The sequence below is a fragment of the Eudoraea chungangensis genome (assembly GCF_029360665.1).
GTDB lineage: Bacteria > Bacteroidota > Bacteroidia > Flavobacteriales > Flavobacteriaceae > Eudoraea > Eudoraea chungangensis.
Genome location: NZ_JARDUB010000003.1, coordinates 384,460 through 398,125, shown reverse-complemented (window position 1 = coordinate 398,125; position 13,666 = coordinate 384,460). Strand labels below are relative to the sequence as shown.

The window sequence follows — 13,666 nt, the reverse complement described above, 5'->3', positions numbered from 1 at the left end:
GAATTAAGATTAGCCTATGCCTTCCGGAGGCTCGGAAATATCTGAACAGACGAGTCTGGATAGAAAATGGAAATTTTCCCAATTGGTATGCTTTAGGTCGATAGACCTAAGTAGGTTCAGGTCTATTGGTTTTGAATCTTCTAGAAAGAGAAGTTGTTGTATTTCGTTTACTTGTTTTTCTCCAAAGGGGTTTTTCTTATTTTCTTTGGATTCTTTGGTAAATTGCTTAGACAGGTAGCATTTACCGTTGCATTGAAGTTGAGGGTTGTCTCTATTTTCGCAGAGGACGGTTACGATATAGTCATAGTTGGTTATGTATTCCGCTATGGGCCATAAAGGTTTGGCTAGCATTAGCACTGCAACAAAAAGAATTACAACCGCTTTCATGAGTACAAATGTAGTGCCGTTACTGTACGAAGAATATGATATTTGTCAGGATAAAGGATAAAAATATCTTTTTATAAAAATCAGGAACAAATGAACACAAAGACAGTCTTCTGCTATTTACAAAATAGGTATTTTAAACAATATCTGCTAGTTCCTTTGAGCACTTTCTGTTATATGACAATATAGGTTTTAACAAGCTGAAATTTTGGTGAGGAGACCAAAAATTACCATTAAAAAAAGCTGAAGCCTCCTTCTAAATGAAGAGAAAAACAAATGCCCATAAAAAGTTACAATTACCAAAGAGTTTTTTACCTTCCATTTTTAAAAAGATATATAGCAGTCTAGCATTCTCCCAATTTAGAATTAGTTTAGCAAGCCAATGCTCTTTTAACTTAGGCATACTCTTTTAAATTAGATAATCTATGACCAACGAATTATGTAATAAGTATCTGGCTTTTGTTTTTGGTGAATGTGACAGATTTCTTGCGGACGGCCGTGTTACCAACGACGAATTAAATCAGTTAATAATTGAATTTAACAGATTCAAGAATCAGGTTAAAGCCAGTTCCTTAGATACAGCCATTAAGGAACGTATAGCCGAATTGTCTATTGATTATCCTGAAGAACAGGTTACCCTAGGCTACTGGTATATTTTATTTGCAATTCTGAGTTTGGGTTTGTTCGCCTTAATTTCTAATAACCTAAGACAGAGAAAGCGGAAAAATGTACTCCAAAAACTTAAAAACGACACATCCGACATCCTGATATACATAAAACACAACTACTAGCTTCGATTAGACTATGCCGCAGCACATTGTTTTAAGATCTTAAAAGCCTTAATTAGGCAAAGAACTAAGCGAATTTCCTCTATTTAATCCTATAGACCTTCAAAAGTAACTAAGAAGCCCTTTTATTTAATTGCTATATAAATAATCACTTTTTAATTTCTGATTTATTCTTTAAATTAAGTTCAATCAAAAAATTGAATCTTTGAATTATAAAGAATCACATACACTTATCCTGAATAATATATCCAGGTTTATTGATTTAACTGAGCTAGAAAAGCAGAAATACACTTCTTTATTGACCGAAATTAAGGTAAAAAAGAAAGATTTCCTGATGCAGGCAGGGGAGGTTACCAAATATGAATATTTTATTGTCAAAGGTTGTTTAAAAGTATATACCTTGGATGAAAATGGCATACCTCATATTTCAATGTTTGCTATTGAGGATTACTGGACGGGGGATATTTCTAGCTTTACGACAAAAGAACCCTCCAGATATTATATTAAAGCCACTGAAAATTCAGAACTATTAGGAATTTCGAGGGTAAACTATAAGATATTATTCCAAGAGATACCAAAGTTCGAAAGGTTTTATCGCATTCTATATCAAAGGTCTTTAGTCAGTTACATCAGACGTTCCAATCACGGAATATCCTTGACAGCAGAAGAAAGGTATATCAATTTTAAAAAGAAATATCCAAAAATAGTTACTAGGATTACTCAAAAAGATTTAGCTGCCTATATCGGCATTACACCAGAATTTATAAGCAAAATTATCTCAAAAGTCAATCGAATGTAAAAGTCTTAAACTAGTTCATTTTTTTTCATGCCTTCCTATCGGAATTTTGAAGTGTGAAAAAGGTAGAACTCATACAAATAATAGTAACAATTGCTTTTGTAAGCACTTTACAAGGACAATTCACACAAATAGAGCTGTTTTCAGGATTCGAGAAAACAGACTTCAATCTACTCTCTAGTTATTCAATAAATCAGAGTAATACACTAAGTGTTACCACCCTCGCTTTCTTTCAGAAATTCAGAGAGAGCGAAAATAGAATTTTTGATGAGGTAGGCGTACAACCAACATTATTCTTAACAGTTAGCAAGAATATTGCTCTAGGACCTTCCCTATACTACAACAGCTTTGGTGGGTTTTCGGAAAGAATTTCAGCCAAATTCACATTTAAGAATACAAAGACTTTGTTGGTGGTCATACCTACAGTTGCACACTCAGAAAAGAAAGATGCTAGTCTCGGCGAAATATTCGCTCAATTTCAATTTCACAAACCCCTGAGTGACAAGATTTCGTTGTGGTGCAACGGACAGTTTCTCACGGTTTGGGACAAGTTTAAAACACACTCCAGAAGCTTCCAACAAATACGTTTAGGTCTGTCCTTCAAAGGACATCAATTGGGGCTTGGGCTAGATTTTGACCAATACGGTCCTAAACCGATTAAAAAATCCTCTTTCGGATTGTATTACCGTAAAACATTATAAATCTTAAATATTATGAAAACTCTATCAAAAAAAATTATTACAACACATCCGAATTTGGGATTTAGTATCGCACGTTTAACCCTTGGTTTAGTAATGTTTCCGCACGGAGCACAAAAATTATTAGGCCTCTTTGAAGGATATGGTTATGCTGGAACGATGGAATCTCTGACTGTCCAAATGGGCTTGCCCAGTATTGTGGCCTTCTCAGTAATTATAATTGAATTTTTTGGTTCTATTTCATTAGTAGTAGGACTCTTCTCACGATTTTGGGCATTATCGCTTTCGGCTATGTTCACGGGGATCATAATTACCACGCAATTAGCGCATGGCTTTTTTATGAATTGGTATGGTAACCAATCGGGTGAAGGTTATGAATATTCTCTTCTAATTATAGGTCTTGCATTGAGTGTATTAATAAATGGAAGTGGAAAATGGTCTATAGATAGTTTAATCTCAAAAAAGTAATACCGATGAAAAGGATAATCACAATAGCAGGAAGCAATAGCCAGAAATCTATCAACAAAAGTTTACTGTCCTATACATCCGGTTTACTGGATAATGTAGAATTCATTTCAATCGACTTAAACGATTATATTCTGCCCATTTATGGTGTTGATTTTGAAGCTGAAAATGGTATGCCCACAGCAGTAAAAAGATTAGATGAAATAATCCATACTGCCGATGCATTCATAATTTCACTAGCAGAACATAATGGTTCATATACAGCAGTGTTTAAGAATACGATAGACTGGTTATCACGTATAAATATGAAAATTTGGCGAGAAAAGCCTATGCTTTTAATGGCAGCTTCCCCTGGGGGTAGAGGTGGTTCTGGCGTACTGCAATCAGCAAGTTTAAATTTTCCATTTTTGGGAGCAAAAATCATAGAGACATATTCGCTACCGTCTTTTTATGACAACTTCAGAGAAGGCGAAATTATAGAAGAGAATTTTAGAAGGGTATTAGAAGGGAAAATAGACAGATTTTTCAAAGAACTCTAATGAGCTCTTCAGATAAAGCCTTCGGAAACTCATGCGGAAGCAGCTTGTATCATCTCCTTGCCACTGCGATTTTTTAATAGCCATCGATGTGAATGCACTTTTCGAACAAATCATACTTCCGCTCGAATAAATGATTGATGTCTTATCTCTGCAATTTTGTGTCATCATAATCAATAAACCATATGATAATGACAATACTGGTAAATAGTATACTCGGAATCACACTCTCTTTCCTGACAGTAGAGAACCCAAAAAGTGACTCGGCTCAGAGCTCTCTTACTGATGCTCCGATTCATAAGTCGGTAACCTATTCTGCACAACAAAGGGCGTATGAAATCCTTTCGAACAAATGCAATGTGTGCCACGCGTATCGTAACCACAGACGTGTCTTTACCGAAGAGAATATGAACCTTTGGGCAAACGATGTCTACCAACAGGTATTCATCAAAAAAAGAATGCCTAAAGGCAAGAAAATTAAACTCAGCAGTATAGAATATCAAGATTTATTAACCTGGATATCATCCTTAAAAAACAATTAAAGAAATGGAAATCAATTTTAAAATTATCGTATTACTACTGGGCATTTTATTTACAGGACTTACGGCAGGATTGTGTTTTACGTGGTCTAATGCTATCACAGCAGGAATTGGAAGGTTAGACGACTTAGGGTTCTTGCAGTCTTTTCAAGCAATGAATCGGGTAATTATCAACCCGAGTTTTCTGATAGTATTTTTTACCCCGGTAATATTTCTTACTGTAAATGCTTTTTTACATAGAAATGCCCATCCAGTTACGTTTTGGTCTTTTCTACTGGCGGCGGTGCTCTTTTTTATAGGTATAGGTCTTATCACCATATTCAAAAATGTACCCCTAAACGAAATGTTAGACAAGACCGTCCTGGAAAATCTTTCGTCCATAGAACTTAAAGAGCTGAGAGCCAGATTTGAAAAGCCCTGGAACAGATGGCACATGCAACGGACACTGACATCTATTATGGCTTTTTCTTTGCTACTCGTCGGGATCATCAATAACAAATAATTATGAAAAACGAACAATTATGAAAAATACAAGAGTACTATTTGTCGGAATACTAATTTGGATAATCGGTGTTAGTTTATATGCTTTCTCCTATTACGTGCCACTCTTAGAAAATGCAGAACAACAGGCCAATATATGGCTGTCAATAATCATAGTGCCCTTAGTTTGGTTTGGATCAAAACTGTATTATAGAAATGGTGCTCATACACACGGACTTAGAACAGGACTAATTTTCTTTACAATCTCCGCAGTTTTAGACGCGCTCATTACAGTGCCGTTTACCATACTTACTTATGGGGGTAGTTACTATGATTTCTTTGTGGATTTTGGATTTTGGTTCATTGGGCTAGAGTTTGTAACTACCACAATTGTGTATTGGTATCTCAAAGTTTATAACAAAAGAATAACCCCAACTTATTAATAGAAAGCAATATCAAAATCTTTAACTATTTAAAGCATAATTAATATCAAATTAAAAACAAGTAAAAATGAAAACAGAAAACATCTTAGTAATTGGAGGAACCGGAAAAACAGGAAAACGAGTGGTGACGCGCTTAGAAGAACTCGGTCATATCGTACGAATTGGTTCGCGTAGTGCCTCGCCTGCATTCGATTGGCATCAACCTGATGGCTGGGCACAAGCCTTGGAAGGAATAGACAAAGTGTACATTACCTATCAACCAGACCTGGCAGTACCGGGTGCTTTAGAGTCAATTGAGCAATTGGTAAAAGAGTCGAAGCGAGCCAATGTAAAAAAATTGGTGATTCTTTCGGGTAAAGGAGAGCGAGAAGCCCAATTGTGTGAGCAGGTAATCATTCATTCGGGGCTAGAATACACTATCGTGAGGGCGAGCTGGTTTAACCAAAACTTTAGTGAAAACTTTTTACTAGAACCGGTGTTAGAAGGTATTGTAGTCTTACCTCAAGCCGAGGCACAAATTCCTTGGGTGGATGCCGACGATATTGCAGATGTAGTCACCAAGGCCTTAATCGAAGACAGACACAACGGTAAAATTTACCAACTTACTGGTTCGCGTACCCTTACATTTGGTGAGGCGGTGGCAGAAATTGCTAAAGCTAGTAATCGCGAGATACAATTTGTTCCTGTTTCCATTAAAGAATATGGAGATGGAATGCGAAAAGCAGGGGTGCCCGAAGATTTTGCATGGCTTATTGAGTATTTATTTACCGAAGTATTAGGCAATCCAGAACTGGCAGAAGTAACCAGTGATGTTGAAAAAATACTCGGTAGAAAACCTATCGATTTTAGAGAATATGCGACCAAGGTTGCGGCAACCGGTATTTGGAATACATCTATAGCACAGACCCACGAATGAATTTAATAGGCTCCGATGAATTAAGATTAGTCATCGGAGCTTTTTCAATCAATAAAACAATTTATATCCAATACCTATTTACCTATTAAAACCAACGCAATGAAACGATTCTTAAAATATTTGGCCCTTACAGTTGTATTGATGGGTATTTATATATCAATTGTTTTTATGGGCACAGATAAGGGCTGGTGGTACATACCATTTACGATGGAAACCAATTCTAATAACTTTGTTGCAGCAGTACAGGAGAAAGTACAGGGCGAGTTTGTTGGCAATATGGCCATAGCAGTGCTCAAAGATGGGAAACTGGAATCAGAATCCTTTCACTCAAAAGATATCGCTGTAAATAGGAACACCGTTTTTCAAGTAGCCTCGCTCTCAAAATTTGTTTCGGCACTAGGTGTAATGAGACTTGTACAAAATGGGAAATTAGACTTGGATGCACCTGCAAGTCAATATTTAACTAGGTGGCAATTACCCAAAAGTGATTTTGATACTAATGAGGTAACTATAAGAAGATTGCTAAGTCATACTGCCGGTCTTATTGATGGCCTCGGCTATGCAGGTTTTGAAAACTTCGAAGCTCTTCAGCCTTTGGAAGCATCACTTACCAAAGCCAAGGATGCAGACCCGGGTAGCGATGGGGTAACAAAAGTGGGTGTAACCCCGGGAAGCGAGTGGCGCTATTCAGGTGGAGGTTTTACTCTACTGCAACTCATTGTGGAAGAGATAAGCGGACAAACGTTCGATGCTTATATGAAAACCGAAATTTTTCAGCCCCTGCAAATGAAATCTTCATTTTATCAATGGGATGAAACTTTTGAAGATAGATTATGCAATTTTTACAAATCGGACGGTTCAAAGGCGCAGCATCGATTCTATACAGCACAAGCCGCGAGTGCACTTTATACCACTTTGGCAGACTTGGAAAGGCTTTTCTATTTTTTTGATAATAACAGGGATCTACAGAAACCTTTGTCGATGGAATTTCTAAGAAAAATGTGGCAAGTTGAGGCAAAAACACTGGGAGCACCAATTTACGGATTAGGAACATTTCTGTATACTGAAATTGAAGATGGTGAGTTTATTATCGGTCACGATGGAAAAAACAATCCACCTATCAACACAGCTTTTCGATATAATACTGTAACCAATGATGGTATAATTGTTTTAACTACTGGTAGTGTTGACTTTGCAACCAGAATTGCTAGTGACTGGGTTTTTGTTCAAACTGGAAAAGTTGATGCTCTTCTGTTTGTGATGCAGCAGAGTAAATTGATCCAGATAATAGTAATTGGTGCAATTGTCATTTTAATTCTAATAACATCCATCGCCTTGATTCAAAGAGTAAAACAATAAGCTTTAAAATCACAAATTAATGCTATTCTGATATTCCTTAATGAACTCAAGATAGTATAGATCTTTAGCCAGGCAATTATAGTTAGATATACGAACTTAGCTTTTGGTTTTGAATATCCCATTTCGGGGTATATGTTAACTAATATTTGTGTCAGCCTAAGGTTTTTATCTCTTGACTAATACGGTATTTGGCCATTGAATTTGTACGCAGGCTTACCTACTTTATTTGGCTGGGGCGGTAACCAAACTTTTTGGCGAAAGCGTTAGAGAAAGAACTCAGACTGTCATAGCCCACTTGCCAGGCTGCTTCTTGCACAGTAGCTTCTTGCTCACTAATAAGTTTATGCGCAGAGGTGAGTCTTTCGTTCTGAAGATATTTAAAGACGGGAACGCCAAATATAGCCTTGAACTCTTTTTTGAGTCTTGTAGTATTAAACCCAATAGCACTTGAAAGTTCTGAAAGAGAAGGAGGATTTTCCAGATCTTCCAATAAGATGTCTCGCGCTTTGTTGAGTTGTTCTCTATGATTCGGTTTTGAGGCTTCCTGCTGTTTCAATGCCAGCTGTCCGAAGAAGTGAGATAGCAAAGCAGTTATCTGACTTCTAAAAAACATCATTTTGGTTTTACCAGAATAGCCATTGGAGAAAAATGCATCCACGATGTTGTCCATCTCAGGGGTCATAAAAAAGCTAGGACCTTCTACATAATGATCTTTGGGATTAACCAACTCTTTCAGCAGGTCAGAAAACAATTCACCTTCTTGATTTGGGAGCTGTTCTAAATTACTGAGCTTAGTAGCCACAACAATACATTTTAAACTTCTATTGGGACTGATAGTATGTTCGAATTCCACTTTTTCGTTACCATAGAATGACAATGCCAAACCTTTGGTATATTTAAATTTTTTTTGATTTTGACCATATTTTACAGCTAAATCCACATTTCCGGAACCGTAAAAAGCTACGGCAATTACGGGTTCATCAAAATAACAAGAATCCAGTTCTGTTTTAGTTGAATTAGCTTCTTCAACTAAAATTACGAAGTCGTTTATATGTATAAAATCGCGAGTCATTTATGTTCTTAAATTTAAGGAAATTCAATACAACTCTTTCTAAATGATAAAAGATAAATTCTGATACAGGGCTTAACTTCCGTTTAGTCCGTCGACCCCGTTGATCTCTTGCTAGTATATTTCAATTGAAAATATTGGGGTTTAGACAATGATAGCCCCACAAATATTTTGATTTTTAATGGTTTATATGTTACCTAGACATCAAACAAGGAAATAATCAATGGTATAGCGGACCTACGCTAGAGAACTGACCGCTTGTGCGGGGGTATCCAGCCGATTAGGATTGTTTGCTGTGCAAACATCCTTTGGATGCCTCCCGAAAATGCAATGCTGCAACGCTATCGCATTGCGGTTTTCTATTTCTTACTCACTTTTGAAAGTAACACTTTTAATGTTCGTACAAATACAAAACCCTGCATTTTCATACAGGGTTTGCGCTTTAAGTGACCTCGGCAGGATTACTCGCTTTGCTCGTGTTCCTTTGTGTTCCGTAGTCTAAATGAAAAGCCCCAAATCTTCGATTGGGCACTTTTTTATTTTTACTTCGTTCCTTGAACAAGTTCAGAACGCATTCAAATAAAAAAGCTCACCAAGGGTGAGCTTTTCATTCTTAAGTGACCTCGGCAGGATTCAAACCTGCAACCTTCTGAGCCGTAATCAGATGCGCTATTCAGTTGCGCCACGAGGCCTTTCTGTTCCGCTTAGGAATAGTTGATTAAAATCTTTTCTTAGCGGGGTGCAAATATATTTCTTTTTAAATTTAAGGCAAAATAAAACAGGGCTGTAAATATGGATTTTAAGAATTATGTTCGGGATATTCAAAACTTTCCCATAGAAGGAATAACTTTTAAAGATATAACTCCTTTACTTAAGGATAAGACAGCACTAAAGGCTGCTTCAGAGGCCATGCTAGAATTAGTAGGTAACGTAGAGGTTGATAAAGTGGTTGGGATGGAGAGTAGAGGGTTTTTCTTTGCACCTTTGCTAGCCTCTTGTTTAGATGCCGGTTTTGTACCTGTTCGGAAACCGGGGAAACTACCCTATAAAAAAGTTAGAAAGGTCTACGCCTTGGAATATGGAACAGACGCTCTAGAAATACATGCCGATAGTATAGAGAAAGGAGAGCGTATTCTAATACACGATGATGTCTTAGCTACGGGAGGCACTGCAAAGGCCACGGCAGAGTTAATAGAAGGTTTGGGGGGTATTGTAGTGCAATGCAACTTTTTGTTAGAACTAAAATTTTTAAATGGAGCGGCCAAGTTAAACGGCTATCCTGTTAAGGCACTTGTACAATATTAGTCCAAGGCTCTTGAAGTGATATAATACCTCCAGCCAATAATAGCCAGTTGAATTTTGGATGCCCGCGCTAAATCCAATCTTCTTTTTGTATAAGAGGGCAATAGCATTTTGTTGGCCCTGGAAAGAGTTTTAAAAAATAGTTTCTTCATTCAGAATATATTCCAATCACAAAATGACCGTAAATAACGGCCATTTTAATAGATAGCTAATCCAATTTACTCCTATAAGATAATTAAAAAAAGTAATACAATTAGGTGTATTAAAATTTTAGCAATTGAAATCATAGTTATAAGTATTTATTGTGGTTTAAACTCTTTTTGTTAAATCTTTTTGGGAAGATATAAGAAGGACTTAATGCCAACAAGTATTTTGCCAATTATTAATGTAATTACATACAAAATTGAAAGTATATAAATACTTAGTACTACTTATTAAAACATTGGGCCTTGCTGTAAGTTACAATTTGTAACATATAAGTATTTTATACGTTAAAATTTGTAATATTTGTAGGGCTGTTTTGAGGTGTTTTTAGAATGGCAAGGGATAAAAAGCACGATTTTCGGCTGTTTTTGGAAAAACCATTCTAAAAAACAAATGCCGATTTACATGGATCGGCATTATGCATAATACGTAAAAAATGCTTTGTTTTGATCTAGTTTTCTTTTTTGGTCGTGATTTCAACAACCCCATCTGCAGCTTTCTTACCATATTTCTCTTTGGCCTTATCTCCTTTATAAACACTAATTGTTTCAATCTTATCTGCGGCAATGCTCTTAAACTCTTTCTTGCTTATTTTTTTTCCATTTAGAAGGTAAAGCATGTTTTTACCATCTTCTTCGGTATCCAATACAAATACATTTCCGCCTCCACTAGTTTCTATTTTCACTTCCTCGTCTCCGTTGATGATTATTTCCTTATGGTAGTCCACATCGTCTTCTACGTCTATTACAATATGCTGAACCTTATCATTGTCAACACTGGTTACTATCTTTATATCTTCATCCAGCATTTCTTCTCCATTTACAACTACCACCCGTTTACCATTTTCCTCGGTAATTTCAATACGCTGGGATGTGCCCTGACCATTGTATATATCTGCTTTTTCATAAGTAGAATTTTTATTCATTTGTTTCTCCGCATCCTTGTTCCCTGCAAAAAAAGTATTGCTCTCCTCATCATAGAATACAGTAATTGGATCTATAGGTTTGCCCTCGTTATCAAAGGAAGAGGAACCTCGGAAACTCTTACCTTTTCCCTCCTTAGCTACCATATCAATTTCGATTTCAATAATTTCCATTTTCTCATTATGCACTACCGTATAAGAAAAGTCTACACCTTTCTTTTTTAAGTCCTGCTTCATCTCTTCTAACTCCTCATTACTGGTATTCTTGTCGATTCGTAATTGAATACTCTGACCTTCTGCCATACTAAACTTAGGTAATATTGGCCGTTCAGTGGGAACATAAATGGTACGCGTATTAAAACTTAATAGGAAGACTGCCAATAATGGAAGCATAACTAATGCTTTTAAAGCTTTTGTTTGATTCGATTTTGATTTGTGTAACATAACTATTCGTTTTTTGATTAATGAATTGTAGAAATTATTAGTGATGGATGAAATAAAATTATTGCCTGATACTTTTAGAAGTGTGTATTTATAAGTTTTACTGGATGCTATGGTTTGAATGGCTGTTTGGTCTGCCAAAAATTCCAGATTGTGTTCTATGGTTTTTTTGTATAACCAACTAAATGGATTTATCCACATGAGGATATTGGTAATATGGGCTAAAAGAAGATCTAAAGAATGCCACTGTGCACTATGTGCTTTTTCGTGTTTCAGGATTGCTTCAAGCTCTTCCTGACTATAGTTTTGCGGATTGTAAAATATATATTTAAAAAAGGAAAATGGAGCCGTCTTCTCTTGACTTTCTATCAAATAAAAACCATCCTTTTTAATTTTATGGCTGCACTTTATTACCTTTCGGATAGACATCAATTGTAGGCCCATTCTAAACACTAATAATAAGGCACCTAGGATATATATATAAAAGAGAATGCCCGTCCAGTTCATAGTTGTAAGAGCATTTGAACTTTCATTAATACTTACTAATTCCATTGGTTCAAGGACAATACTAGAGACCTCTTCATAGGAGTTAATACGTATAAAGGGTAAGGCAAAAGCTACGATTAAACCAATTAGCAAAAAGATCCTGTTAAAAACATAGAAAGTCTCCATTTTTAATAATAACTGATACACTAGATAAAAGAGACTTAGAATTACCGCTGCTTTTGTCAGATGAATTAAAACAATTTCCATTTATTTGTCTTTTTCAATTAAGGCAATGATTTCTTTTAATTCTTCAATCGATATCTTCTGTTCTTTGGCAAAATAGGACACCATATTCTTATAGGAATTATCGTAATACGCTACCAGTGAATTGTTTATAAAGCGTTTTCTGTAAGACTCTTTGGGGATTATTGGAAAATAACGATGGGTGTTGCCAAAGGCTTCATGACCCACAAACCCCTTTTCTTCTAAATTTCTAACAATAGTAGATAGGGTATTATAGTGAGGGGCCTCTTCTTTCATTTCGGCCTTTATCTCTTTGACAAAGACTTTATTTAGTCGCCAAATGATCTTCATTATTTCCTCTTCTTTATTAGTAAGTCGGAGCATAACTATAGATTTGATTCAAACATACTACTAAAATAATAGTTATTCAACTATAAATATAGTTATTTAACTATATTTTTGGTTTATATTAACACTCCCAGCAATTTAGTGATGAATGAAAGTTTACGTTCGTTTCTTTTTTAATTGGAGAGGCAACCGGCACATGGTGGATTCCCTTATATTTGTTAAAAACATCCTATATGTTCAACTTGTTGTTTATTGGTTTGGGTTTAGCCTTGCTCATCTTAGGTGGTAACTGGCTTTTGAAAGCTGCAGTAGCATTTTCACTTCGACTTAGGATTTCTAGAATAATTATTGGGATGACCATTGTTTCTTTTGCCACTTCGGCTCCCGAACTTATTGTTAGCATCAATGCTGCTCTAGACGGTTTTCCGGATTTGGCTTTGGGCAATGTAGTTGGCTCCAATATTGCCAACTTGGGTTTGGTGTTGGCGGTGGTGGTCTTGTTGGGCACTATAGAAGTTCGAAAAAACTTTTATGTCACGGATTGGCCTGTAATGATGGCTGCAAGTTTACTCTTTTTTATTTTCCTATATTTTGACGGGGTGTTGGAGGCTTATGAAGGGGGTATAATGGTTTTATTCCTTTTCCTGTTTTTGGTTTTTTTACTCAAATTTCAAAAATCTGCTGTCGTAGAAGAGGAACATTTAGATGATAAGCCCATGCGGCTATACGAGGCTGTATTATTCTTGGGCCTCGGGGGAGCCGGTTTGTGGAGTGGATCAGAATTGTTAGTCTCCGGGGCTGTAGGGATGGCTACTTTCTACGAAGTGAGTGAGCGAGTTATTGGTATTACCGTAGTGTCTATTGGCACCAGTATACCCGAATTGGCGGCTTCCATTATTGCCATAGTAAAAAAGGAGAAAGCTATCTCTCTTGGCAATTTAATTGGCTCTAATATTTTTAATCTTTTGGCAGTTTTAGGAATTACTTCATTAATAACCCCAATCTATGTTATTGATCAGCAACTCCTTTCCAATGATATTTGGTGGATGCTAGGCATTTCATTCCTTATTTTACCCCTGGTTTTTTTCCCAAAAGGACTACGCCTTGGATGGAGAGACGGGATCGTATTAATTGGGGTATATATTTCCTTTATATACTTTACCCTCAGCTAGGGTATGAAATTGAGGTGTAAAAAAACGCCTTGACAGCGTCAAAGCGTTTTTCTTACTGTTCTCTCTTGTAGGCTT

Annotated in this window: 17 protein-coding genes and 1 tRNA gene; 12 read left to right on the top strand and 6 right to left on the bottom strand. The window is 36.3% G+C overall.

The window, feature by feature from the left end; all coding sequences use genetic code 11:
• Positions 1-9 precede the first annotated feature (9 nt).
• Positions 10-387, bottom strand: a complete 378-nt coding sequence (locus tag PXG98_RS08580) for a hypothetical protein (protein ID WP_276390311.1) — start codon at positions 385-387, stop codon at positions 10-12.
• Positions 388-809: 422 nt separating this feature from the next.
• Here PXG98_RS08580 and PXG98_RS08575 point away from each other — a divergent pair, with 422 nt between their 5' ends.
• From PXG98_RS08575 to PXG98_RS08530, 10 genes are all read left to right on the top strand, one after another.
• Positions 810-1,175, top strand: a complete 366-nt coding sequence (locus PXG98_RS08575) for a hypothetical protein (RefSeq protein WP_276390310.1) — start codon at positions 810-812, stop codon at positions 1,173-1,175.
• Between the two features lie 202 nt (positions 1,176-1,377).
• Complete coding sequence (locus PXG98_RS08570; RefSeq protein ID WP_276390309.1) at positions 1,378-1,971, top strand: Crp/Fnr family transcriptional regulator; 594 nt, start codon at positions 1,378-1,380, stop codon at positions 1,969-1,971.
• Between the two features lie 53 nt (positions 1,972-2,024).
• Complete coding sequence (locus PXG98_RS08565) at positions 2,025-2,669, top strand: hypothetical protein (RefSeq protein WP_276390308.1); 645 nt, start codon at positions 2,025-2,027, stop codon at positions 2,667-2,669.
• Positions 2,670-2,681: 12 nt separating this feature from the next.
• On the top strand, positions 2,682-3,134 hold the full coding sequence (locus PXG98_RS08560) for a DoxX family protein (RefSeq protein WP_276390307.1): 453 nt from the start codon (positions 2,682-2,684) through the stop codon (positions 3,132-3,134).
• 5 nt (positions 3,135-3,139) lie between these two features.
• Positions 3,140-3,670 carry an NADPH-dependent FMN reductase gene (locus PXG98_RS08555; RefSeq protein WP_276390306.1) on the top strand — a complete coding sequence of 177 codons (531 nt, stop codon included), beginning with the start codon at positions 3,140-3,142 and terminating at the stop codon, positions 3,668-3,670.
• Between the two features lie 188 nt (positions 3,671-3,858).
• On the top strand, positions 3,859-4,209 hold the full coding sequence (locus PXG98_RS08550) for a hypothetical protein (protein ID WP_276390305.1): 351 nt from the start codon (positions 3,859-3,861) through the stop codon (positions 4,207-4,209).
• Between the two features lie 4 nt (positions 4,210-4,213).
• Complete coding sequence (locus PXG98_RS08545) at positions 4,214-4,708, top strand: anthrone oxygenase family protein (protein ID WP_276390304.1); 495 nt, start codon at positions 4,214-4,216, stop codon at positions 4,706-4,708.
• Between the two features lie 19 nt (positions 4,709-4,727).
• A complete protein-coding gene (locus PXG98_RS08540) occupies positions 4,728-5,129 on the top strand; it encodes a DUF5367 family protein (protein ID WP_276390303.1) in 402 nt (133 codons plus the stop codon).
• A 67-nt stretch (positions 5,130-5,196) separates the two neighbouring features.
• The gene (locus PXG98_RS08535; RefSeq protein WP_276390302.1) at positions 5,197-6,045 is read left to right on the top strand and encodes an NAD(P)H-binding protein; all 849 of its coding nucleotides are present in this window, start codon (positions 5,197-5,199) and stop codon (positions 6,043-6,045) included.
• 99 nt (positions 6,046-6,144) lie between these two features.
• Positions 6,145-7,404, top strand: coding sequence for a serine hydrolase domain-containing protein (locus tag PXG98_RS08530; RefSeq protein WP_276390301.1), 1,260 nt, complete (start codon positions 6,145-6,147; stop codon positions 7,402-7,404).
• 217 nt (positions 7,405-7,621) lie between these two features.
• Here the strand turns inward: PXG98_RS08530 and PXG98_RS08525 are convergent, their stop codons facing one another.
• Both PXG98_RS08525 and PXG98_RS08520 read right to left on the bottom strand, forming a co-directional pair.
• A complete protein-coding gene (locus PXG98_RS08525) occupies positions 7,622-8,476 on the bottom strand; it encodes a helix-turn-helix domain-containing protein (RefSeq protein WP_276390299.1) in 855 nt (284 codons plus the stop codon).
• A gap of 615 nt (positions 8,477-9,091) precedes the next feature.
• Positions 9,092-9,165: transfer RNA gene (locus tag PXG98_RS08520), tRNA-Arg, on the bottom strand.
• Positions 9,166-9,265: 100 nt separating this feature from the next.
• Here PXG98_RS08520 and PXG98_RS08515 point away from each other — a divergent pair.
• Positions 9,266-9,778, top strand: coding sequence for an adenine phosphoribosyltransferase (locus tag PXG98_RS08515; RefSeq protein ID WP_276390297.1), 513 nt, complete (start codon positions 9,266-9,268; stop codon positions 9,776-9,778).
• Here the strand turns inward: PXG98_RS08515 and PXG98_RS16520 are convergent.
• The 3 genes from PXG98_RS16520 to PXG98_RS08500 all read right to left on the bottom strand — a co-directional run bounded on the left by PXG98_RS16520 (position 9,775) and on the right by PXG98_RS08500 (position 12,455).
• On the bottom strand, positions 9,775-9,927 hold the full coding sequence (locus PXG98_RS16520) for an SsrA-binding protein (RefSeq protein WP_276390296.1): 153 nt from the start codon (positions 9,925-9,927) through the stop codon (positions 9,775-9,777). The two genes, PXG98_RS08515 and PXG98_RS16520, sit on opposite strands and share 4 nt — an antisense overlap.
• Before the next feature lie 503 nt (positions 9,928-10,430).
• On the bottom strand, positions 10,431-12,095 hold the full coding sequence (locus PXG98_RS08505; protein ID WP_276390295.1) for a M56 family metallopeptidase: 1,665 nt from the start codon (positions 12,093-12,095) through the stop codon (positions 10,431-10,433).
• Positions 12,096-12,455 carry a BlaI/MecI/CopY family transcriptional regulator gene (locus tag PXG98_RS08500; protein ID WP_276390294.1) on the bottom strand — a complete coding sequence of 120 codons (360 nt, stop codon included), beginning with the start codon at positions 12,453-12,455 and terminating at the stop codon, positions 12,096-12,098.
• Between the two features lie 197 nt (positions 12,456-12,652).
• Between PXG98_RS08500 and PXG98_RS08495 the strand changes: the two genes are divergently transcribed.
• Positions 12,653-13,591 (top strand): calcium/sodium antiporter, encoded by a 939-nt coding sequence (locus PXG98_RS08495; protein ID WP_276390293.1) that lies wholly within the window; start codon positions 12,653-12,655, stop codon positions 13,589-13,591.
• The last annotated feature ends 75 nt before the right edge of the window (positions 13,592-13,666 follow it).